The organism is Candidatus Peregrinibacteria bacterium, from assembly GCA_030700255.1.
Taxonomy (GTDB): Bacteria; Patescibacteriota; Gracilibacteria; order UBA1369; family JABINC01; genus JABINC01.
In genome coordinates, this window is sequence record JAUYJN010000016.1 from 1 (window position 1) to 23,426 (window position 23,426).

24 protein-coding genes are annotated in these 23,426 nt (G+C 37.9%); 14 read left to right on the plus strand and 10 right to left on the minus strand.

Annotated features, from left to right (window positions below; all coding sequences use genetic code 11):
* Window positions 1–557: 557 nt before the first annotated feature.
* The 9 genes from Q8P68_02140 (at window position 558) to Q8P68_02180 (ending at window position 10,005) form a co-directional block, all read left to right on the plus strand.
* A complete protein-coding gene (locus tag Q8P68_02140; protein ID MDP4007969.1) occupies window positions 558–1,649 on the plus strand; it encodes a PilT/PilU family type 4a pilus ATPase in 1,092 nt (363 codons plus the stop codon).
* Window positions 1,646–2,554 (plus strand): cyclic nucleotide-binding domain-containing protein, encoded by a 909-nt coding sequence (locus Q8P68_02145; protein ID MDP4007970.1) that lies wholly within the window; start codon window positions 1,646–1,648, stop codon window positions 2,552–2,554. The genes Q8P68_02140 and Q8P68_02145 overlap by 4 nt, the downstream gene beginning before the upstream one ends.
* 81 nt (window positions 2,555–2,635) lie before the next feature.
* Window positions 2,636–2,992: a hypothetical protein gene (locus Q8P68_02150; GenBank protein ID MDP4007971.1), complete on the plus strand. Its 357-nt coding sequence runs from the start codon at window positions 2,636–2,638 to the stop codon at window positions 2,990–2,992.
* Between the two features lie 90 nt (window positions 2,993–3,082).
* Entirely contained in the window at window positions 3,083–3,646 is a 564-nt protein-coding gene (locus Q8P68_02155) for a hypothetical protein (GenBank protein ID MDP4007972.1), read from the plus strand.
* Window positions 3,647–3,754: 108 nt separating this feature from the next.
* Window positions 3,755–4,471 carry a UMP kinase gene (gene pyrH / locus Q8P68_02160; GenBank protein MDP4007973.1) on the plus strand — a complete coding sequence of 239 codons (717 nt, stop codon included), beginning with the start codon at window positions 3,755–3,757 and terminating at the stop codon, window positions 4,469–4,471.
* A gap of 29 nt (window positions 4,472–4,500) precedes the next feature.
* Window positions 4,501–5,061, plus strand: coding sequence for a ribosome recycling factor (gene frr / locus Q8P68_02165; protein ID MDP4007974.1), 561 nt, complete (start codon window positions 4,501–4,503; stop codon window positions 5,059–5,061).
* 35 nt (window positions 5,062–5,096) lie between these two features.
* On the plus strand, window positions 5,097–6,728 hold the full coding sequence (gene rseP, locus Q8P68_02170; protein ID MDP4007975.1) for an RIP metalloprotease RseP: 1,632 nt from the start codon (window positions 5,097–5,099) through the stop codon (window positions 6,726–6,728).
* Between the two features lie 154 nt (window positions 6,729–6,882).
* Window positions 6,883–8,298: a chromosomal replication initiator protein DnaA gene (gene dnaA / locus Q8P68_02175; protein MDP4007976.1), complete on the plus strand. Its 1,416-nt coding sequence runs from the start codon at window positions 6,883–6,885 to the stop codon at window positions 8,296–8,298.
* Window positions 8,299–8,382: 84 nt separating this feature from the next.
* Window positions 8,383–10,005 (plus strand): FecR family protein, encoded by a 1,623-nt coding sequence (locus Q8P68_02180; protein ID MDP4007977.1) that lies wholly within the window; start codon window positions 8,383–8,385, stop codon window positions 10,003–10,005.
* 58 nt (window positions 10,006–10,063) lie between these two features.
* Here the strand turns inward: Q8P68_02180 and mltG are convergent, their stop codons facing one another.
* Together mltG and Q8P68_02190 are read right to left on the minus strand one after the other, a co-directional pair.
* Complete coding sequence (mltG, locus tag Q8P68_02185; GenBank protein MDP4007978.1) at window positions 10,064–11,122, minus strand: endolytic transglycosylase MltG; 1,059 nt, start codon at window positions 11,120–11,122, stop codon at window positions 10,064–10,066.
* A gap of 16 nt (window positions 11,123–11,138) precedes the next feature.
* Entirely contained in the window at window positions 11,139–11,432 is a 294-nt protein-coding gene (locus Q8P68_02190; protein ID MDP4007979.1) for a YbaB/EbfC family nucleoid-associated protein, read from the minus strand.
* 156 nt (window positions 11,433–11,588) lie between these two features.
* Between Q8P68_02190 and Q8P68_02195 the strand changes: the two genes are divergently transcribed.
* The gene (locus Q8P68_02195) at window positions 11,589–12,299 is read left to right on the plus strand and encodes a 50S ribosomal protein L25 (protein ID MDP4007980.1); all 711 of its coding nucleotides are present in this window, start codon (window positions 11,589–11,591) and stop codon (window positions 12,297–12,299) included.
* A gap of 50 nt (window positions 12,300–12,349) precedes the next feature.
* On the opposite strand, the gene Q8P68_02200 is transcribed toward Q8P68_02195, so the two are convergent.
* From Q8P68_02200 to Q8P68_02215, 4 genes are all read right to left on the minus strand, one after another.
* The gene (locus Q8P68_02200; protein MDP4007981.1) at window positions 12,350–12,556 is read right to left on the minus strand and encodes a hypothetical protein; all 207 of its coding nucleotides are present in this window, start codon (window positions 12,554–12,556) and stop codon (window positions 12,350–12,352) included.
* Between the two features lie 151 nt (window positions 12,557–12,707).
* Window positions 12,708–13,085, minus strand: a complete 378-nt coding sequence (locus tag Q8P68_02205; protein ID MDP4007982.1) for a type II toxin-antitoxin system VapC family toxin — start codon at window positions 13,083–13,085, stop codon at window positions 12,708–12,710.
* Window positions 13,082–13,291 carry an AbrB/MazE/SpoVT family DNA-binding domain-containing protein gene (locus tag Q8P68_02210; protein ID MDP4007983.1) on the minus strand — a complete coding sequence of 70 codons (210 nt, stop codon included), beginning with the start codon at window positions 13,289–13,291 and terminating at the stop codon, window positions 13,082–13,084. Before Q8P68_02210 ends, Q8P68_02205 begins: the two co-directional genes overlap by 4 nt.
* A 149-nt stretch (window positions 13,292–13,440) precedes the next feature.
* Window positions 13,441–15,522: a sodium-translocating pyrophosphatase gene (locus Q8P68_02215; GenBank protein ID MDP4007984.1), complete on the minus strand. Its 2,082-nt coding sequence runs from the start codon at window positions 15,520–15,522 to the stop codon at window positions 13,441–13,443.
* 152 nt (window positions 15,523–15,674) lie between these two features.
* Here Q8P68_02215 and Q8P68_02220 point away from each other — a divergent pair, with 152 nt between their 5' ends.
* From Q8P68_02220 to Q8P68_02230, 3 genes are all read left to right on the plus strand, one after another.
* Window positions 15,675–16,514, plus strand: coding sequence for a hypothetical protein (locus Q8P68_02220; GenBank protein ID MDP4007985.1), 840 nt, complete (start codon window positions 15,675–15,677; stop codon window positions 16,512–16,514).
* Window positions 16,515–16,614: 100 nt separating this feature from the next.
* The gene (locus Q8P68_02225; protein ID MDP4007986.1) at window positions 16,615–18,027 is read left to right on the plus strand and encodes a hypothetical protein; all 1,413 of its coding nucleotides are present in this window, start codon (window positions 16,615–16,617) and stop codon (window positions 18,025–18,027) included.
* Between the two features lie 80 nt (window positions 18,028–18,107).
* Window positions 18,108–20,279 carry a RelA/SpoT family protein gene (locus Q8P68_02230; GenBank protein MDP4007987.1) on the plus strand — a complete coding sequence of 724 codons (2,172 nt, stop codon included), beginning with the start codon at window positions 18,108–18,110 and terminating at the stop codon, window positions 20,277–20,279.
* Here the strand turns inward: Q8P68_02230 and recO are convergent.
* Genes recO through Q8P68_02250 form a run of 4 tightly spaced genes read right to left on the minus strand, consistent with a single transcriptional unit; the run spans window position 20,272 to window position 22,647 of the window.
* Window positions 20,272–21,039 carry a DNA repair protein RecO gene (gene recO, locus Q8P68_02235; protein ID MDP4007988.1) on the minus strand — a complete coding sequence of 256 codons (768 nt, stop codon included), beginning with the start codon at window positions 21,037–21,039 and terminating at the stop codon, window positions 20,272–20,274. The two genes, Q8P68_02230 and recO, sit on opposite strands and share 8 nt — an antisense overlap.
* 4 nt (window positions 21,040–21,043) lie before the next feature.
* The gene (locus Q8P68_02240) at window positions 21,044–21,925 is read right to left on the minus strand and encodes a permease-like cell division protein FtsX (protein MDP4007989.1); all 882 of its coding nucleotides are present in this window, start codon (window positions 21,923–21,925) and stop codon (window positions 21,044–21,046) included.
* Window positions 21,915–22,343: an adenylyltransferase/cytidyltransferase family protein gene (locus Q8P68_02245; protein MDP4007990.1), complete on the minus strand. Its 429-nt coding sequence runs from the start codon at window positions 22,341–22,343 to the stop codon at window positions 21,915–21,917. The genes Q8P68_02240 and Q8P68_02245 overlap by 11 nt, the downstream gene beginning before the upstream one ends.
* A 4-nt stretch (window positions 22,344–22,347) precedes the next feature.
* Entirely contained in the window at window positions 22,348–22,647 is a 300-nt protein-coding gene (locus tag Q8P68_02250) for a hypothetical protein (protein MDP4007991.1), read from the minus strand.
* Window positions 22,648–23,042: 395 nt separating this feature from the next.
* Here Q8P68_02250 and Q8P68_02255 point away from each other — a divergent pair.
* On the plus strand, window positions 23,043–23,426 hold a 384-nt coding region (locus Q8P68_02255), incomplete at its 3' end, for a hypothetical protein (GenBank protein MDP4007992.1).

Consider the following 23,426-nt stretch of genomic DNA (forward strand, 5'->3'; position numbering starts at 1 on the left):
GTTTCTTTTACCGTTCTTTTTAGTATTAAAACTGAGGCATTTTGGGCATTTTTTTTTGCATAACAAAAAATATTAAGGGTTAAGAGCTTACTCTAGCATAAAACTCAATATTTTAGCCCGCAAAATTTTCCCTTAAGCCAAAATTCTTTAAAATTTGAAGTGTGATTTTTTTAGAATTTAAAGTTCTTGTTGGACATAGTCATTGGATGATGGTTTAGCTTTGCCGGTACCGGTAACTTTTGTACAAGATGTTGTACAAAAAGTAGTGCTGTCACGGGGAAATGTACGTGATGTTGTACAAAAACTACTGCTGGCGGTGGAAAATGTACAAGATGTTGTACAAAAAGTAGTGCTGTCACGGGGAAATGTACGTGATGTTGTACAATCGCCACGGCGGGGCAAGCCAAGCCCATTTTGAGCTAGTTCGTAGGTTTTTTTTGACTTACTTTCAGATTTACCATTGAGGTCTGGTCATTTCGGCTTTTTTCTGCTAAAATATAAAGAATATTTGAATATGTGAGACGGACGCCCCGTCCTTAAATTATAAATTCCTTGAAATGGACATTAAGCGGATATTACAAGAAGTCAAAGAGCACAATGCGCCGGATGTTCATATCATGGTCGGACAGCCGCCAATCGTGAGGCTTCCGAACGGAGATGTGTATATTTCGCCGGATGTTCCGGCGCTTACGGTTCAGGATGTCGAGGAAGTTGCGCAAATGGTTACTCCGCCGGAGAAAATGGAGGTTTTCAAAAATCAGATGGAAGTGGATTTTTCTTTTACATTCCGTACTTCGGTCGGCGGCGGTGAGATGGAAGCGGATGGGCCCGGTGTGCGGTTCCGTGTGAATCTTTATACGGAGAAAAATGGGCCAGCTATGGCTTTTCGGTTGATTGCTGACGCTATACCGGATCGACTTAAATTTGGAGTACCGGAGATTGTTATGAATTTTGCAAATTTGCCACGTGGACTTGTGTTAGTTACCGGACCAACAGGATCCGGTAAATCGACAACGCTTACGATGATTATCGATAAGATAAATAAAGAAAGAAAAGCTCATATTATAACTATAGAGGATCCGATTGAATTTGTGCATCAATCTCAAATGAGTGTGGTGACTCAGCGTGAACTGGGGTCTCATACAAAATCATTCCCGAGTGCGATCAAATCAAGTCTGAGGCAAGATCCAGATGTCGTTATGGTTGGGGAGATGCGTGACCTTGAGACTATGATGGCTGCGATGACTTTGGCTGAAACTGGGCATTTGGTTTTTTCAACTTTGCATACGCAGGATGCTCCTCAAACTATAAATCGTATTGTGGATGCTTTCCCTGAATTTCAACAGAAACAGGTTATGACTCAGTTGTCACTTGCCCTCAAAGGTGTTGTGTCTCAGACGCTTGTGCCACGCAAAGATGGTCAAGGTAGAGTCTGTGCATACGAGGTTTTACTGATGAACGATGGTATTTCGAATTGTATTAAGGAAGGTAAAACTCATCAGCTTTATTCTATGATGCAGATTGGGCAAGCTGAAGGTATGACTCTTCTTGATGATGATCTTGCTCGACTTGTAAACGAAGGAATTATTGAGCCTGAAATTGCACTTGCCAAAGCTAGAGATATTGAAATGTTAAAAAGTAAACTATGAATTCGACTATTCAAAATTTATTTGGAAATATAAATGATCCGGGGATGCAAAAAGTACTTCGTGCACTTGCTATGATTGAGGATGTATCTGTGAAGGCCGGTGACTTTATTTTTCATGATGGTGATAAAAGCAGTGATTTTTATATTATTGGACTGGGTGCTGTTGAAGTTGTAAAAGTACTCGATAAAGAAATAGGAAAAGAAAAAGTTCTGGACACACTCGGTTCGGGAGACTTCTTTGGTGAGGGTTCTCTTTTTTCGAATGAACCACGTGGAGCTGGGGTTCGCGCTCTTTCTGATTCTCGACTTTTTAAAATTGATAAAAGTCGTTTTTTTGAACTTCTTAAAAATAACAATGATATAGCGATTACTTTTCTTTCAAATATGCTTGCTGTTGTAAATGAACGACTTCGGCATGCAAACAAAGAACTTCTTGTATTATATGAAGTTAGTCGATTGGTTGCAGATGGCGTCAAAGGTATTGATAGTGTTGCAAAAGGTGTGCTTGAACAATTAGTTAGTATAACTTCAAATGAAAAAGCTTTATTTGTTTTGCTAAATGAAAATTTGAATACAGAAAGGGTAATTGCCGAATACGGGTTCGATGGAGAATTTCCGGATTTCCCAAAAGAAATTGATGGCTATGATTCTATAAAAGCTGAGCTCAAAGGATTGAATACTCATTATAAAATCCACAGTAAATATTTGTTTTTGGGGATAAAGGATCTCAAAGGGAAATTAAATGGAATGATTGTTATGTGGGATAAAGACGAAGATTTTAATCATGATGAAATCAGACTGTGTTTGTCCGTTGCAGAGCAGCTTGGTCATGTGATTGAGAATTTCGCGGGAGAAGAATCTGAAAAAGGACGCAATAAACTCGGTAGGGAGTTTTTGAGTTTTTAATTGGTTCTGAATTTTACTATTACTTGCCTTAATTCTTATACTCTCTTAAAATGATTAACGATTGATTACTAATTTTTTTTTATGGTAGATATGGATGTGAAAATTATTCCGACTGAAGGTTCATCTGGAAATGATGAGAATTTTGAGCATCATGAATTAGCGAAACAGGTGGAGAAAGTTGGGAATACTGAAGTCAAAGCAACTACACTTGTTAAGATGAAATTTCCGAATTTTGCAAGGTTGGTTGCGACTCACAGTTTTGAGGATATTTTGGAAAAGAACAAAAATGAAGATGTTATTATTCCCGCTGACTTGATAGCTGATCTTGCAAATGCTGATTTAGTTGATGATGAACAAAAAAAACGAGTTATACTCGTACTTGGAGGTGTGGTACTTGGTGTTCTTATAGCGTTTGTATTCCTTGGCGGAGGTGCCTAAGTAGTTGATTACTTGGGTCAAGCTTTATTTTTTTTGACTTAATTTGTTTTCGGAGTAGAATTCTTAATTAAGAGGATTTAATTTTTCTTTATGACTGTTTTGAGTTTATCTCGTAGATCGGATGACAGCTTGTCTGTTGTTCCCGGTCAGCGAGTTGCTCTTGATCGTTTGAAAGGAGTTTTGACGAAAATTTGTTTACTCCGGAGGGGGGCGCGAGTTATTATTGGTGAAGTGATGAATTTGTTAGATCCACCTAATAGCGAGTCTGTTGTTTTGCCATTGGATAGTTTTGCCGGGGAGCTTCTAACTATACCTTCATGTGTATTGCAATGTCGCGAAGATGGCTCTGTGCATGTTGTTTCAGGGAGAGCTTTTTGTGCCTCAGCTCCTGATATGGGTGGAGCTTGTTCATATTCTTCTACAGTTAAGCCATCATGTTATCATGACGGTCATTTTGTTCGTCGTACATCCCCTTCTGAATCGGTTAGTCGTCATGTTGCAAATGGTTCTTCCGCTTCAGTGATTTGCTGCGGAGGTATTACATCGCCACTTGATCCGAGTCAGGATTTAATTGAGCCGGTTGATCTTATGGTTCATGGTAAAAAGGTCCGATTTTATCCTGACGTAGCCTCGTCGACTCCTCCTAAGTTATAGCTTATAGATTATTCAGCTTTACTTTGCGAGGTTCATTCCATAAAATTGCGTAGGTGTGCAAGGCGTGAAACTTGCCTTGCGAAATAAAGAGGCGAAGCTAACAAATTTATGACAACCAAATCAAAATACAAAAGAGTTATGTTGAAACTTTCCGGAGAAGTGCTTCTGGGGGATCAGGACAATGGTATTGATTTTGATATTTTGCATAACTTGTGTGGAGAGATAGTTGAAGTGGCGAAGATGGCGGTTGAGGTTGTGGTGGTTATAGGCGCTGGGAATATTTGGAGATATAGAGATAACACCGGGTCCGGAATTGATCGTGTGAGTAGTGATTACATGGGAATGCTTGCGACTATTATGAATGCGGTTGCGATGCAGTCTGCTATTGAGGATCAGGGAGTTTATGTGAGGGTATGTAGTGCGCTAAATATACCGCAGGTGGCGGAGCCGTATCTTCGGCGTCGTGCGATAAGACATTTGGAAAAAGGTAGAGTTGTAATATGTGCCGGTGGTACCGGTAATCCGTATTTCACCACAGATAGCGCGGCCGCCCTCCGAGCTCTTGAGCTGGATTGTGATGTACTTCTCAAAGCTACTAAAGTTGATGGAGTGTATGACAAGGATCCAAAGAAGTTTGATGATGCAAAGAGGTTTGATACTATGAAATATACAGATGTACTTGGTATGGATCTTGAGTTTATGGATTCAGCTGCAGTTTCTCTTTGCAAGGATTCGAAGCTACCTATTATTATATTTGATTTGACTTCAAAGGGTAATATTCAGCGTGTTGTTGCAGGTGAAAATATTGGGACAGTGATATCATAATTTAAAAAATACAATTTAATTAAATAAATATGTCAGTTTCAGAAACTCTAAAAACAGCCGAAGAGGCTTTTGCGAAATGTTTTGAACATTTGAAGTTGGAATTTGGTAAGCTACGTATAGGTAGAGCTTCATCTTCATTGGTTGAAGATCTTCATGTTGAAGTATATGGTGGGTCTCAAGCTTTGAAAGCCATCGCTTCAGTAAGTATTCCGGATGCTATGACAATATCTATAAAACCTTGGGATAAATCTGTTATAGGAGCTATAGACAAAGCTATTCGTGAATCAGACATAGGTCTTAACCCTAATAACAATGGTGAGTCTATTCTTTTGAATATTCCACCACTTACAGAAGAGCGACGTAAGGAGCTGGTTAAAGTTGTTCACAAGATGGCTGAAGAGGCTAAGATTACAATTCGTACAAAGAGGCAAGATGCAATGACGGTATTTAAGAATAGAGAAAAGGATAAAGAAATATCTGAAGATGAGAGGACCGGTGCAGAAAAGAAACTTCAAGATAAAGTTGATGCTGTAAATGGTCAAATTGATGACTTGTCCAGAGCGAAAGAAGTTGAGGTTATGAAGCTGTAATTTGTTCAATAAATTTATATTTAATTATACTACAAATGATATCTATATTAATTTCGATAATAGCTTTTATAATTATATTCTCTGCACTTATTTTGGTACATGAGTTTGGTCATTTTTGGATGGCGAAGAGGGCGGGTGTGCGCGTGGATGAATTTGGATTTGGACTGCCTCCTCGGATGTTTGGAAAGAAAAAAGGTGACACTCTTTATTCTCTCAATTGGATTCCTTTTGGAGGATTTGTAAGGTTGTTTGGAGAAGATCCAAATGAATTCCGTGCTGATAAATCAAAGCAAAGTTTCTTGACTAAAACTCCTTGGCAGAAAACAACAATAGTTCTTGGAGGGGTATTTATGAATTTTGTACTTGCATGGGTCCTTCTTACTTTTGGTCTTTTCTTTGGATTGGAACCTTTGATAGTCGGTTATGATCAATTTGCGGACCACATACATCAAGGTGATATTGAAATGAGTCCTTATCATGTTTTTGAAAAAGAAAGTGCGGTTTTGAAAGCTGATCCCGGAGACTATATTCTTTCAATTAATGATAAGTTAGTGTCTCAGGTGATTGATGTGGATGCCTATGTTGCAGGGCTAGATGGTGATAAGGTGTCGGTGAGGGTACGTCACTTCAGCGAGCCGGTTGGACCCATAGGGTACAATATGGGTGGGTCAATTGACCATAAGTATACTGTTAAAAAGGCGGAATTGGATGGCGCTTTTGAGCTGTTTCCGGTTAGCAACGTACCACGTGCGGTTGTACGAAAAAATATAGAGCCATTGTTACTTGAAAAAGGTGACGTTATTCTTCGTATAAACAAAAGAGAGGTTTTGGGAGAGGCTGATTTTCTTCAATTTTTATATGCCGGTAAAATTGAAGGTATAGATGTGTTCAGATCCGGAGCGATAAGAACAGTTGCTCCAGATATTAGTTTTGGACGTACCATTGTAGACAAAATCCTTCCTGACTCGCCTGCTGAAAAATCCGGAATTATAGCTGGAGATGTATTTGTTTCGATTGAAGGTATCGAGGTTTTTGAGCCACAGGCTGTGAAGCTTGTAACGGAGACTGAGGCTGTTAATAAACCGACTTTGAGTTATGTTTTTGAGAGAAATTCAGAGCAAATAAATATTGATGTGACCCCTGATGAGAATGGTTTAATAGGAGTTGCGCTCAGCCCAATGGTATCTACTCAAGGTATAGATGTAGATTTTTATGAATCTTTTCTTATAAGTTCGGTATTGGATATTAAGGCTGAGCGATATGGATTGTTGAAAGCTCCTTTTAAAGCATTTGGAGAAATTAAGAATGTATCATTGCTTACGGCAAAGATGATGGGAAATGTATTTGCCGGAGTTTTGAGCTCCGGTGAAGTTCCGGATTCCGTATCAGGTCCGGTTGGTATCGCGCAGATGACTTATCTTTCTGTGCAAGACGGCTTTATGGCCGTTATCCGCTTCGCGGCTATACTTTCATTGAGCCTTGGGGTTTTGAATATTCTACCTTTCCCTGCTCTCGATGGAGGACGTTTTGTATTTGTTATAATCGAATCAATTATTGGTCGTAGGATAAATCATAAATTTGAAGCTATGATACATGCTATTGGATTTGCAGTTTTACTTTTACTTATAGTTTTGATTACTTGGAATGACATTGCGAGGCTGTTTTGAATGTTTTTTTAATATCTTTCCCAGGTATGATTTGGCTTGTTGGAAGCCAAGTAACCTAATACTTTAAAGTCCTTGATTTTTTTTTGTAAGGCTATAGAATGCAAAGCCCGACGTTCAGGACGTCTGTATTTTTATCCTCATTCATATTCACCCTATGAACTATAAAGAGCTTTGGTCATCGCTTCTCGAACTTCTTCAACCTCGTATGAAAAGGGCTCATTTTGTTACATGGTTTCAGGACACTGCTGTTCTAAAAAATGAAGGTGGAGTTTTGACTATTGGTGTGCCAAATCCATTTGCTAAAGATTGGATGGCTAGCAAGTACTACGATACTCTTCTTGAAATTGCGAAAACTTTGGATAACACAATAGAGTCTCTCAATATAGAGGTTCATTCGAGCTTGTCTGCAAAAGACCATGCACACAAAGTTGATGTTAATAAAATATCTTCGATCAATGTTAAAAAGACTCGTAAATTGCCAAATAAAAATGAAGTTAAATTGATAGAGGGAATTTCCAGTCGTTGTTTGAATCCAAAATATAGATTGGATAATTATGTTGTTGGGCCTGCGAACAGGCTAGCGCACGCGGCCGCGTGCGCGGTCTCAGTGAAGCCAGGGTCTACTTACAATCCTTTGTTTGTTTATGGTGGAGTAGGGCTTGGTAAAACGCATATACTCCAAGCTATGGGCAATGAGATTTTAGAGAATTTTCCTGAAAAAACAGTCGTTTATGTGACTTCTGAAAAATTTACAAATGAGATAATAGAGGCTATTCGAAAATATGATTCAAAGAAGTTTAAACAAAAATATAGAAATGTAGATTGTCTTATAATTGATGATATACAATTTTTGGCTAATAAGGATAGTACACAGGTTGAATTTTTCCATACGTTCAATGAGCTTTATGATATGAATAAGCAAATTATCATTTCTTCAGATCGTCCACCAAAAGAACTATCAGGATTGGAAGATAGGCTTGTGAATCGTTTTGAGATGGGGATGATAGTTGATGTACAGGCTCCTGATTATGAGACACGTCTTGCTATATTGCAGAGAAAGGCTCAGGAATATGAAGCATTGATACCGGTTGACGTTTTGGAGTTCGTCGCTTATCACTGTCAAAACTCTGTGCGTGAATTAGAAGGAGTGCTTAAGCAGGCTATGGCTCAGGCGGAATTAGAAAATTCTATGCCTACAGTTAAATTTGTTGCAAATATCATGGATAAATTATGTCCCATGAGGGAGCACAGGTCTTTTGTAGAGCAGGGTGAGGTCGCTATTATTACTGACATTTTAGAAGTTGTGAAATTGGTTGCAGCTTATTTTAATGTTACCGCTGAAGATATCGTAGGATCCGGTCGTAAACGTGAATTCATGATTCCAAGACAGGTTTGTATGTACCTTATACGTCAAGAATTACATCAGTCTTATGAGCATATCGGAGAAGAGTTTGGAGGGCGTAATCATACTACTGTTATGCATGCATGTGATAAAATGAATGGTTATCTCAAATATGATCAAAGACTTGTACGTGATGTGAATGCAATTAAAAGAGAGATGGGATTGTAGTAAGTCTCGCGCCAGCATAGCTTTTCCACTTGCGAAGATCGTGGGTTTTTCCTATATTAGCCTTGAAATTTCAAAAATTTTGTCATGGATAATTTATATTACAGTAATCGAAGACGTAAAAAGAAGAGAGGCTTTTTTACGCCATTTCTTATTATATTGTGTGTGCTTGTTATTTTGGTATTGATTGTACAGATAGTTTCGAGCCTTCGCATGCAAACTGATGAGACGAAAAGAAACCAGGCGTTTGTATATATAGAGAGGGGTAAGGTTGAATTTCAGCCATGGGGTCAGGATGTTTGGCATGAGGCATATAATCAGGCTTTGATATGGGAGGGTGATCACCTTCGTACCGGTAAAGATTCTTATGCTGTACTTGAATTTTATGATGGGAGTAGACTCAGGATAAATGAAGAAACAGAATTACTTGTACAAAAAATTGAAGTTGAAAAAAAAGCCATTGGAGTTGAGATACGTTTAATATCAGGTGAAGTTTGGTTAAACGAACAAAAAACTGATGAAAATTTGAAATTCCGTGTATTTACTCCTCACTTAGATATAACTTCTCTTGGTACTCGTTATTCAGTTTCGATAGTTGACCCCGAATTTGTACGTGTTACAGAAGGTGAGGTGAAGGCTATGGTCTACGATAGTTTCACGGATGATCCAGAGTTACTGGATTCTGTTTCTATTGGGATCGGGCAGCAAGTAAGTGTGAGCGCTTCTGACATAGAGGCTTTGCAGGCTCGTAAATTTGTAAATTTATTGGAATCAACGGATGATTATTGGAGAGTTACCGAGTGGTATTTGTGGAATATTCGTGAAGATGAAACGCCAACTCTTTATACCAAGGAGAGTGTGCCAAAAAAAGCTGAAGACCAGAGAGATAGTGTTCTTAATCCTGAGCCTGCAACTGAAAGTTTAGATACTGTGGATGGTAATTCAGGAGCTCCTGCCATCAATGTACCAGCTCCAAAAGTAACTATTACCAATCCGGCTACTAGCCCATATGAATTAAAAGATACGCGTATTTACCTAAAAGGTACTGTCTCTTCCGATGTTACAAAGGTGATAGTTACTGAATTTTATGATGATCCGAAAGGGACTCCTTATCAATTATCAAAATTTGTACCCGGTTCCGGTGTTTGGAATTATGCAGCCGGACTTGATTTTGGGAATTTGAAATCCGGTAAGAATCGTTTTGTTGTACAGGCTTACAATAGTGATGGCTTGGTTTCAGATCCGGTTGAAATGTTTATAGTGGCGATGGGTGATGAAGAGGAGGATGCATCAGTCATTGAGAATACGGTTGATAAACCGGAGGTAATAGATGAAGCCATTACTCCACCAGAGGAAGTTGTTAGTATGTCAGTAACTGAAGAGCCGGTTGCTTCCGCTAACTCTATAACAAAAACTCAGCCAAAGATTAGCTCTTATGAAGAGGCGGAGAAGACTCGTGAGAATTATTTCCTCACAACATCCGATAGGGTTGTTATAAATGGTTCTACAGGTGGAGCCTCTGACGTTTCTAAAGTAATAGTGAATGGATGGCCACTTTCTTTGTATGAGTCTGGTAGCACGCAGTGGGTATATTATGCTAAATCATCAATCGGTACTTTGAAAACAGGCATAAACGTATATAACGTTTATACAGAAAATGCTAAAGGTGAAAGAAGTCTTTCGCTTACATTTACTATCGAGAAAAAATAATACGCACAGCGCATGAAATGCTTGCTGTGCGAAATAAAGTGGCGAAGCCGACAATATCCTACTTTAAATATTTCGCTTTATTGATGTTATGTTTTTCGTTTGTTTCTGCATATATCACCTCTCCTGTATTGAGAGTAGTTAGATAATACCAATAATCGCTGTATTTAGGGTAAACTGCACCTTTGAGACTACTGATTCCAGGGTTTGATATTGGGGTAGGTGGGAGACCTAGAAATTTTCGTGTATTGTATGCTGAGTCTATGTCGAGTTCTTCTAATGTTAAAGTGCTTCCCTGTGTCACATATAGGATTGTTGCATCAGCTCCGAGGGCCCAGTTTGAATCATATCTTTTCCATAGTATTCCTGCGACAAGAGGTATGTCATCTTTTGTGCGGACTTCTCTTTCTATAATTGATGCCATATTTAATATTTCATATAGGTCCCTGCTTGATGTCTCGTATGTTTTGCGCATATCATCAGTAATGTTTGAGTTCATTGTTTTTATTAGTCTTATGACAAAAGCATTCAGTGAAAACGAAGAGCGATTTATAAAATATGTGTCTGGAAACAGCAGTCCTTCTAAATTAGAATGGTTCTCTTGAAGAATGTTTAAGAATTCAGATGGGATTTCTGACACCTCTTCTTCTGTCAAATTGTTGATTGAGAAATTTATAAGTTCGCCTTTGCTTATCAGTCCAGCAGAGGAAAGTTTATCGTCTATTTGTGCAACTGTTAGTCCTTCTTGGATGGTTACAGCTTCCTCCGCAACTTTGTCGTTTGTTATAGTCTCTGCTATCTGTTGTGCAGACATGGCGCGATTCAGGATGAAGTTTCCAGCTTTGACATTGATATCCATTTTTTTTCTTTTCAAATAAGATCTGAAGACAGATGGGCTGTTAATTAGCTCCTTGTCTTTTAGCCCTTCGCTGATTTCTTTTAAGCTTTCTCCGTTTGAAATTTCAAATGCCACCTTGCTTTCATTTGTTATGTCTACCGGGGAAAGCATAGTTTGTGTGTAGTAATATTTTGTTCCGAAAAAGCACACTGCGATTATCGCCATGTATACTAAAAACCTCATAAAAGGTTGTCGTCTTTTCCGTCTGCGACGATATGCCATACTTATATATTAATAATTACCCAATGCCCGGAAGTCCCAGGTTACCCATAATAGCTTTCATTTTTTCAGCAGCTATTTCTTGAGATTTCTTCAGAGCCTTATTGAATACTTCTGTTAAAAGAGTTTCAAGTCTTGAGTTACCCTTTGCTTCATCGCTGATTTCAACTTTGATAACTTGTTGCTCACCGTTGATAATTACCGTCACGCCATCTTGAGCCGCCTCAATATGCATATTAGAAAGCTCTTTTTTGATTTTTTTCGCTTCTTTTTGAAGCTTGTATAGGTCTTTTGCTTGGTCAAACATTCCCATTTTGCTGCTGTTTATTAAATAATTTTATATCGCAGCCATTGTATAGTAGTTGAATAATATCGTCCAGAATAAGTTTTTTGGTTCTTTGTGTTTATTTTAGCTTGCACTCCTTAATTCATTTCGTTAGAATCCATGCGCTTTTTTAAAGATATAGTAATGGAAACAATAGTTCTTGAGGCGAAGGTACGTGATAAGAGTCAAAAGCTTAATCACTTGCGTAAAGCAGACCGATTGCCTGTCACATATTATGGTAATGGAGTTAAGAATTTAGATTTTGATCTAGATTATCAAGACTTCAGAAGGGCTTTTAAAGCCGGTGGACAAAATACTGTTATGGATTTAACTGTAGATGGTAAGCCGCTCAAGGTGCTTGTCCATGATATGCAGTTTGACCCGGTTAGTGATAGATTTATACATGTTGATTTTATCTCTGTAGATATGAATAAAGAGGTAAGTACTTCGATTCCTTTGGTTTTCGTAGGTACATCACCTGCCGTTAGAGAGATGGGTGGTACATTGATGGATAGTTTAAGTGAAGTAAACGTTAAATGTCTTGCAAGAGATCTTATACATGAGATTGAAGTTGATTTATCACTACTTGTTGATTTCCATTCAGTTGTTCACGTAAGTGATCTTAAAGTTCCTTCGACTGTAGAAATTACAGATGATCCTGAATTAGCAATCGCGACAGTTACAGCTCCAAAGAGTGAAGACGAGCTTGCCGCTGAGGATGCTGAAGACGCTGCAGCAGCAGCTGCTGCTATGGAGGCGGTGAAGGATGATGGTAAGGAAGAGGGTGGAAGTGTAAAAGACAATAAAGATCCTAATAGAGAGGAAAAGAAAGAAAAGCAGACGGAAGAAGGATAGTCTTAACTTAAATATAGAAAAAGCCTTCGAAGTAAAATCTGAGGGCTTTTTTAGTTGATTAATTCTAGTAGGAGTTCTCGTTTGATAGCGATGTCCCCTTGTCTTTGTTCGTCCGGAGTTTTTATTTCTATCCTAATCTCCTCCCCAATCCCATGTGGGGCTATAGATTTTGGTACATGAAAAATCCTACAATCTTTAGTTTGGATCTTGGCGAAGTTATCTTCGTACGCAATAATTGTGCCACTGAGTGAGTACATTTTTCTTTTGGTTTTTGATATTTTATTTTTGTTGAGGTTATTATAGAGGGATTGTGTGGTTTTGCAAGTTGTGTAAATGGTCGCTGAATGTTGTACTTCAGGGGACGAGAAATATGAGGTGTCGCGTGAGTAGTTATTTGTGAATGTGAAATCATGTTTTCTTAAAATATTTCACCCCTTCTATGTTTTTGAAGTCACTATCTTGCGTCCATAGGGTTGCATTGAAGAATCTTGCCGTTGCAAGGATTATGGCGTCTGCCATTGGAAGTGAGTGCCTCTTTTGTAGATTGGCGGACATTATCGCTAGCTCTTCATCTAGATCGACGATCATTCCGCTCCTCATAGATGCTAGAGCTTTAAGTGCCATTTCTTCATTGCCGTAGCTTAGTAGCTTTTTATAAACTTCGAAAACTACTATACTCGGTACAATTAGCCAATCGGTATCTTCGATGGCTTTTGCGAAATTTGGAGCATTTTTCGTGTCTACGAAATACTCTATCCATGCAGATGAATCAATCACATTATTCATAATTCTCTATCAGGTTCTCTTATAATTGTTGTGTCCATTCCTTTGAATGCGCCACGTAGTTCGGTGATAGGTACTACAGGTACGATTCTAATAGTCCCACCACATCTTATGAGTTCGCATTTCATCCCTGGTTTTAAGTCCATTCCCTCCCTTATGTTTTTTGGAATGACTATTTGAAACTTTGGAGATATTGTAACTGGTGTCATACGAAATCGTTATCGATATACATTTGGTAGTATATATGATTTTTTGTAGTACTGCAAGATGTGAGCACTGGATTTTGACTTTCATCAAAAAGAGGAGCCGTAAGGCTCCTCTTTTATAATTTCTCATACTATATAGGCGATAAATCGCCTTACCAATTCAATAAGCTCCATCCTGCGATCATTGGGGCGATGATAAGTGCAATTGTGTTGATAACCTTGATTAGGGCGTTTAGGGCAGGTCCTGCTGTGTCTTTGTATGGATCACCAACTGTGTCTCCAACTACTGCCGCCTTGTGTGCTTCTGATCCTTTTCCGCCATAGTTTCCGTCTTCGATGTATTTCTTTGCGTTATCCCAAGCTCCACCACCGTTTGACATGTTAAGTGCCATTAGAAGTCCTGTTACGATAACACCAACGAGCATACCTCCCAGAACGATTGGTCCAAGTACAAATCCTACGAACAAAGGAGTTAATACTGCAAGTAGCCCGGGGAAGATCATTTGTTTCAAAGCTCCTTTGGTTACGATGTCCACACAAGTTGCGTAGTCCGGTTTTGCAGTACCTTTCATGATTCCTTTGATTTCTCTGAATTGTCTTCTTACTTCTTCAACAACAGCGTGAGCTGCGACGCCAACAGCTTGCATACATGCGGCTGAGAATAAGAATGGTAGCATACCTCCGATAAATAGACCGATAAGTACTCTGTAGTCACTTAGATCAAATGAAAGGTGTTCTCCAGATCCACCTTTTAGAAGTTCTTCTTGGTAGGCTTGGAAAAGTACGATAGCAGCAAGCGCCGCAGAACCGATAGCGTAACCTTTTGTTACAGCTTTTGTAGTGTTACCTACTGCATCTAGAGCATCAGTGTTTTTGCGAACTTTTGCCGGAAGATCAGCCATTTCAGCGATACCTCCCGCATTGTCTGTAATAGGTCCGTATGAATCAAGGGCGATAACCATACCTGTTGTAGAAAGCATAGCGACAGCAGCGATAGCGACTCCATATATACCATTTTGTAAAATTGAATTCGCCCCGAAGTGGTACGCAAGAGCTATACCAATTACGATAATAATAACCGGTACTACAGTTGATTGAAGTCCTACTGCAAGACCCATGATTACGTTTGTTCCAGCTCCTGTTTCAGATGCTTTTGCGATTTTTCTAACCGGAGAAAATTTAGTTGAAGTGTAGTATTCAGTAATTACATTGATGAATAAAGTAACTCCTAGTCCGACTAGTGCAGCATAGAATATCATCATATCGCCGATCATTTCTTTTGTTATGAAGTAGAATCCTATTGCAGATAGTACACCTGCAGCGATCATACCTTTGTATAGAGCTCCCATAATATTGTTATCCTTACCTACGCGTACAAAGAAAGTTCCAAGGATTGATCCGATAACTGCTATGGAACCAAGTGCAAGTGGGTATTCGATACCTGCTTGTCCAAGCGCTCCTGTAACGGTTGATGCAGAAAGAATCATAGCTGCAATAAGTGTTACTGCGTATGTTTCAAAAAGATCAGCTCCCATACCGGCACAGTCTCCAACGTTGTCCCCAACATTGTCAGCGATAACTGCCGGATTTCTTGGATCATCCTCAGGAATTCCGGCTTCTACTTTACCTACGATATCAGCTCCAACGTCAGCTGCCTTTGTGAATATACCTCCACCGACACGTGCGAATAATGAAACAAGAGATGCTCCAAATCCGAATCCTATAAGTAGGTTTGGTGCTGCGTCTATAGGTACTCCCATGTACTCAGTGAATACATAGTAGAACCCTGCAACTCCTAGAAGTGCTAGGCCAACTACTGCTTGCCCGGTTACGGCGCCACCTTTGAATGCAACATTGAGTGCTTGTTTTAGACCTTTTGTTGCAGCTTGTGTAGTTCTGACGTTTGCACGTACGGCAGTTGCCATACCTATATAACCTGCAAGTGCGGAGAAAAACGATCCGACCAGGAATCCAACGGCAATCATATATCCGTTGTTATAATCTCCAGCAGGTATAAATGTTCCAAGTAGTAAGAATATAAGGATAGCAAAAATAGCGATCGTCTTATATTGACGATTTAAATATGCCATTGCTCCTTCTTGAATCGCTTGAGCGATTTCTTTCATACGTGCAGTTCCAGTATCCATACTAAGTACATTGATGATCAAGTAAAGTGAGAATATAAGTGCTATTCCACTCGCAATGATCGCGTATATTCCGATTGAAAGGTCCATAGAGTGTTCGGTTAAAAATTAATTTTATTATGTTTTATAAATCAAGATGCAACGCATGATATTCTATTGATTTTAAATGGCTCTATCAAAACACTTTTCCAATTACTGCTTGGCTTTAAATAAAATTGTTGGATAGTTGTAATTTAATTGATTTGACAAAGTTTTGGGATAGGGTAGGATTTGGGACTGTATATTTTGTTATAGTACATATGAAAATAAGGGTGGTTCCGGCATTATGTCTAGCTACTGTACTCACCGTTTCGGCCCTTGTTTTTTCTGAATCTAAAATTGAGTCAGTTGGTTCTGTAGAAGGTGTTGGCCTTCCTGATCAAGTGAATAAGCCAAGAAGAACTACACGATCTAGGTTAGAACAAGAATTGCGTAGGATTGATAAAGAAAATAAAGAGGCTCGTGCTCGTGAAAAAGAGTTAAGAGATAGTGGTATAAATAATTTTGCAGATTTGTGTGAAGATTTACATGAATATCCTGCATATTATCCGTTAACAATTGCTACGTTTGCTTTAGCTTTGGCTTGCTCTGATGATTATAGTGATGATGACTTTTCCGAGAATCCCGGGATAGAATACGAAGAAGAGTATGAAGTATGTTATTCTGATGGGGATTGTGAGCTCATTGTTGTAGGTACTTATGATGTTCTTGCAGAAGATTTTTTGTTTGATAATGACTGTCCGGTTAGTGGGGAGTGGTGTTCTTCAGTTTTTGTTGATGGAGTATCGCTCACATGTTCTTTGCAGGTTGTTTGTCAGTATGATCTTGAAAGTGGACAAACGTACTCATGTGAATATAGTGGTCAAATAGAAGGTATAGATGTCTCAAATTACGATTGGTTTGCGCGCAGAGCTTTGTTACATGAGCCAAACCCACTTACTTTTTGTACGCACGTTGCGGATGAATATATGAATAGTCCTGTTGAAGTTTGTTATGATGATGAATTTGCTAGCGCAGTTGGTTGTGATGAGGCAGAAGAGTAGTTTCAGGGTTGATTTTTTGCTGAAAAGTAGTATAATCGCCTCTTAGTGACTTAAAGTTTAGGTTGTTTTATGCTAGAATAAGTAGATTAATAATACATATATGACTGACCAAGGTGATCAACAATTCGGAGGGGCTGGTATACCTGTTCCCGGAGGACAAAACACTGGGTCTGGAGGGTTTCCTCAGCCGCCAGTGCCACTTGTACCGATGCCAGGGATACCAATGTCTATGCCAATGGCTCCCGTTTCATCACCGATGCCGGTTGCACCTGCTGTGCCGGAGGCACCGAAAAAGCCTATGACGCTTGAGGATCTTGCGAAACAAACTCCAATTTTTTCTGATGATGAATTAGAAGAAGATGATTTTGATCCGTGGGCTCCACTTGAGGAAGTGCAAAGACCTGTAGTTGCTAAAGATGAAGAGGAAGATGATGTGTTGGAATATTCTAAACCAATAACGCCAGCTCCATCTGTTACAACTAAAGTTGAAAAGGCATCGCCAGTTGTACCTGAATCGAAGAAAGAAATGTCGAGTGATCTTGAAAAAGATGCTGATGAAGAAGAAACTGAAGTAATTGAAGGGTCATTGGTTGATGATGATATAGATCCTTTTGAAGGTATAGAGGAAGATGATGATGAAAATCCACTTAAGAATTTCTTAGCTAATGCGAATATAAATGGAAAGAAGATTACCGGATGTATTGTTGCATTTGTTGTGATAATCGGACTTATAGTTGGATTGATTTATGGAGGTAAGTTTTTATTGAGTGTATTATCTAATGATAAATCTGATAATCAGGTTGAAGTTGTGAAAGAAGAACCTAAAAAAGAAGTAGTTAAAGAACCTGTGAAGGAGGAAGTGAAAAAAGATGATAAAGATGAGGTATTACCTGCAGGCTGGATTGAACCAAGTTTATATACCGGGTTTAAAGTCGGTCTTGAAGCTGCGGAAGGTAAAGATGAAATTGTACCTAATGTTCCCGGAATAGATGTTTCTCCAAGTGATGAAAATATTGTGAAATATGTGAACATACTTTCACGTATTAGAGTTTTGTATGAAACAAATATACAAGCTATGTTAAATAGTTCAAATGATAGAAATCGTACTTTGAATAGTTTTATATCTGATATGAAATTAATGTCTGCAGAAGCAGGTAGCTCTATATTGATTATTAAGGATCGTAAAGTTGTTTTACAGGGTGAATTTGATGCAATTACTGCTAAGAAACAAATTGAAGAAGATGAATATTTTGCAAATTTGTCTGCAAATAATCCACAGGCTACCAGCGATCATCTTGTTGTGTTTACAGAATTGGCAAAGCAGAGCGTTGATATTCGCGCGCGCTACCGCGCGCTCGATAAAATCGAAGAATATATGCAAAGATTTTTAGATGCTATTGATGTGCGTATCCGTGATGTTGAATTTAATCGTGAGGCTCTTATAAAGGGAGTTAAGGTTATAGATGTGCAAGGTTCCGATATAGATTTGATTATTCCCGAATCTGCTCTGTAGTAAAAAAAACACCTCCGCTAAATGAACTTTTATTTTTAGGTTCTTTTGTTATACTCATGCCGTATTAGATGATTTTTATTATGGTTACAGTTATAGAAAAAATAGCAAAGATAAACGAAGATCTTGATTTAGATATGGTTGGGAAAGCCATAAATATTATAGGTGGTGATAATGTTGTATGTATGCAGCATCTGAAATTAATGCTTTCTCTTCAACCTGATGAAGTGTCTTTGATTGCATACCTTATTCATGAGTATGTAATTGAGGAAAACATTCCAATTAAAAAAATAGAAAAAACATTTGGGAGGGAAGTTGCTGAGATGATAGTTGCTATAAATCATGTTTTTACATTAAAGGTTAATAAAAACACTCAGCCGGAAATTTTGCGTAAAATGTTTTTAACTCTTGCAAAGGATTTTAGAGTGGTGACTGTTTTACTTGTGAAAAAATTATCGGAACTAGAGCACGGTCTCAAAGATGAGAATCCAGATCTTGTGGAATTGTGTCATACTGCAATGGATATTTATATTCCAATAGCGACGAGGCTTGGTATTTATAGTATCAAGTCGTTTATGGAAGATATTTGTTTTGAAGTTTTGTATCCGGAAGATTTTAAAAGGATAAAAGATGAACTTGTTCAATATGAGGAGATAAGCGATAAATATATAGGGAGGGCCACGCAGGCATTAAATGGTTTGCTTGAAGATCATGGTATTAAGGCTGATATTTCCGGACGCATGAAACACCCTTATAGTATTTATAAAAAAATGCAGCGAAAGCAAAAAATGAGTGTTAGCGATATATTTGATATATTTGCACTTCGTATAGTTTTGGAAGAGGAAGATTCAAAAGATATTGAAAGTAATTTGGCTCAATGTTATGCGGTGCTTGGACTTATACATGGTAGGTGGAGACCTATAGCCAGGCGTTTTAAAGATTATATAGCAGTGCCGAAGGTAAATGGTTATCGTAGTTTGCATACGACGATCCTTGGACTTACTCCGGATGTTCGTGATGAACCGACTGAGGTACAGATACGTACCAGTTCAATGCATGATGAAGCTGAATATGGATTGGCTTCACATTGGTGGTACAAAGAAAGTCGAACAGGTCACACGGCCGTCAAAGATGAAGTGAATGGATCTCAAACCAAAAGAGTAAAAACTCAACTTGAATGGTTGCAGGGTATAGCAGATCTGCATAAGGAGTTTGAAGGTGACACCGAAGAGGGCACTCCTACCAGTGGACTTGATCTTTTTTCAGATCAGATTTTTGTCTTAACTCCAAATGGTGATGTTATGGATTTGCCTCAAGGTGGAACTCCAATTGATTTTGCTTATATGATTCATACAGATGTTGGGAATCGTTGCGTTCAGGCAAAAGTTAATGGAAATATAGTTCCGTTGGATTCTGAATTAAGTAATGGTGATGTAGTGCAGATACTTACAAAAAAAGATGCATTTCCAAGTCATTATTGGCTTTCTTTTGTTAAGACGCATTCAGCTAAATATCGTATAAAAAGTTGGTTTAGGGAACAGGATCGTGAGAATAATTTGCGATTAGGGCGAGATTCTTTGAATAAAGAATTAACTAAACTCAATAAGCCTTTGCTTGATCCGGGTTTGAATATGCTAAAAAATTATGATGGACGAGATCTTTCTTTTAAGGCGCGTGAATTTATACTTGAGTCTATAGGCAACGGTCATTTTTCAACTAAGCAAGTTTTGAAAAAATTGTTGCCACAAGATGAACTTTTGACAGAGAAGAATATTAAACCTGTAAAAATTGTTAAATTTAAAGAGTCCGATGTAAGTGGCAAGGGGTCAAAAGTTGTTATATCCGGTGAGAAAGATATACCGGTTGTTTTTGCTTCATGCTGTAGTCCCAGTTTTGGTATGCCTATAGTTGGTTATGTTGGACGCGGCCAAAGTGTGCGTATTCATGATCAAAAATGTGAAGAACTTTCCGCACTTGGGAGTGAGCGATTTATCCCTGTCGAATGGGAATCAAATGAAGGTTATTATGTTATACTTGAAATAAAAACAGATGATACTCCTGAGATGGGTGGTTTGATATGGGAGCGTCTAAAACAATTCACCCCCAATCAAAAAGAGCTATCTACGGTTGCAAAGGTTTCTGATGGAGTTGTTCGTAAATTATTCTTGGTAGTAAAAGATTTGGATGAACTGCAAGATATTATGTTGAAGTTGGAAAATCTGGAAGGGGTGTATGATATACGAAAAATCAGTTAATACCGACAAGTGATTTTTGAGTTGTCTTGAGTGCACATTGTAATATTTGTGTCAGAAGAAGATCATTTAAATATCTTAGCATTTGCAATGCTTTGTCGTTTGATTCTATTCGGAGAATGTTTATAAAACCACTATCTTTTATATAGTGTAATAATTTTAAGCTATCGAGACTTAATTGTTTGCATGGTTCCATAGTTTCTTTTGGTATACACTCTTCGCAATATAGATGAAGGTTTTCTTCAGTTATCCAAATGGCATCATTGCTGCATTTTTTTTTGCATGCGAGGCAGTATTTAAGATTTGGCAGATTCCCACTTAGGTCGAGAAGCTTTGTTTTAAAAGATTCGAATATTAATTCGTTGTTTGTTTCTTGTATGATAATTGCTGTTTTTGTGAGTAGGGTGTATAGCCTGTTGTTTGGCTCCTCTTCCTCTGTTGTGATGTGAATTAATTCTGCCAGTACGTATAGTTTTTGAATTATATCTAAAGTGTTAATTTGATTTCCGTTCTTGTGATCAAGTAAAGAATGAACGAGATTTACATTTCTTGTTTTGTAATAACCATTGCCTGATTTGTAAATTTCAAATTCACATATATTAAGTGGGCTAAGTACTCGCAGGCTGCTTTGGATTCTTTTTGACTGCATAGCGCTTAATGTTATTTTCCCAAAATCACTCGTCATTACAGAAAAAAGCTGAGTTTTTTCATTTTGGTACGGTATTTTTTTTAATATAAATCCGTGTGTTTTTATTTCTCGCATTTTTTTATTTTTTTATGCGTAAATATTTTTCAGTACTTAGAACTCCACTGATCAAACCTATTAGTACACAGCAGGTGAGTTCTAAAATTACGAATTGAAATAATTCAACATTGAGTGAAAATGATATTAGATCGAGCTCGGTTACTCTGAGAAATCCGTAGAGTAAAATCATGCTGCTAACGAAACCAACAAATCCATAGACGATGCCCTCTATTACAAATGGTGCGCGCATGGCGCCCGGCGACGCCCCAACTAATTTCATAACATCTAATTCATTTCTTTTGTAATATATACTTAGAGTTATCGCGTTGGATACGATGAGTATGCTTGCGATTACAAAAATTATGAGCGTACTTATAAGTATGCGCTTGCTACTATCGGTTATTTTTACAAGTTTACCTACTATTTTTTGGTTCTCTGTACTTTCTTTAAGGCTTACAAATAAATTTCTATAGTTATTTGAATCAGCTAGTTCGAGTATTTCGCTATGATTTTCTACGCTGTAAGTGATTATGTTTATGTTTGCCGGTAGAGGGTTTTCGATCGAGTATTTTGAAAAAGGATCTATAGCAATTGGGTATTTATTTAGCAGATTTCTGAGGGCATCTTCTTTTGAGGTGTAGACAACTTCTTTTACACTTTCTATATCTTTTATTTCTTCGATAAACTTTTCGATTTGGAGTGGTTCCCCATCATCTTTTATATATAAGATAATATCTACTTTTTGTTGTATGTCATCGAGCCCTGTTTCGGCAATTAAGTGAATAGAAAGAATTATATTAAAAGTAAAAAGTATCAGTGCAATTATAATAACAGTCGCAAGTGATAAGAATTTATTGCGCCATAGATTTGTAACTGCAAACGAAAATATGTTTTTAAGTCTCATTGGCTAATTTTGCTTTTATTTTTGAAGATTTGAATACCTCCGGTTTGTATGCCTCGAGCCTTACAATCTCAGTATTCAACTTATTATCAATTATAAGTTTATTTAATGTATAAGTGAATACGAATTGATCATAGCCGAGGGCAATGACATTTGGTTTATATTTTAGAATTATTTTGTGTTTATCTCCTTTCTCGCCAATGACAGCTTTATCTATGAGTTCATGTTTTTTTAGTATAGATAGTCTTTTTTTCGCATTGTGATCCGGCTTGTTGCCTTTGATTTTTTCAACAGTGCCATCTCTTGCTATTACTACTATCAAGTAATCGCCATGTTTTTTTGCTTGTTTGATTAGGTCTTCGTGTCCCGCATGAAAATAATCAAAGGTTCCAAAGATCATTACTTTTTTCTGAGATTTCATAGTATTAGAATTTATCTTTGAGTAATAAATTCACCAATAGTACACATATGAATACAAATACCCCTATAGCTGTGATTGTGATGTCTAGCCTTTTGTTCGGTTCAGGGTCTATGTTTAGTTTTATGCTTACTCCAAGGTAAAAAAGCCCTGCGACCAAAAATGGTAAATCACTAACTTTATTTATTATTAGAGTTATTCTTTCATAATAATCATTTACATACATAAGTCCGCTAAAAAAATGTATTAGCCCTGTTACGAGTAAAAAATAGAGTGAAACGATTTGTAAATTACGTACTGAGTTCATTTTATGAAGTTTCGTTATGGTGCTTGTAGTTTTGATCTAGCCTTTGCGCCTGTATCTATTTCGACTTTTTATGGCTTGTAACCTTTCGGATTGTACAATATTCATTTGAGTAGGTAAAGGTTCGCTTGGGTGACAGGTTGATGATTTTAGGTCGCCTGATACTTGGATGCTAGGCTGTTGTTTCATATTTAGGTGGAACACAGTTGTATTTATGATATGGCATGGCGCAAAAGTAAGTCAATACTCACCGTGCAATATTTGTACTTTGGCGCAACTTAAAGTTGTGTTCCTTGGCTTGTGGCTAGTCCTTTCCAGCGTCTTACCCTTGACCAAAGATGGTGAGTGAATGTTATAATTCTATCTCAAAAACATCTTTATTTTTTAATTAAAAACTCATGGAAAAAACTTTTATCATTGAAAAACTTTCTGACAAAGAGCTCATCGGTCTATGTGAAAATTTTGGAAAAAATGTCCTCCACTGGAAACGCAAATTCATCGGCCTAATCCCTGAAGTTAATAGACGAAAACTTTATGAAAAAAAAGGATTTGAGACAGTAGTTGAGTTCGGGGCGAAGATAGCAGGGCTGAGCAAACTCCAAGTGCAACGTGCAATTCAGATAGACAGGAAGCTTGAAGAGGAAAATCTCTCTGAGCTTCGCACATCATTTATCAGAGGAGAAATCAGTATGCACAAAATAGCTCGTATAGTTTCAATCGCCGAAACCGACAATGAGGAAATTTTGGTATATGCGGTGAAGAATTTGTCAAAAGGAGCTATC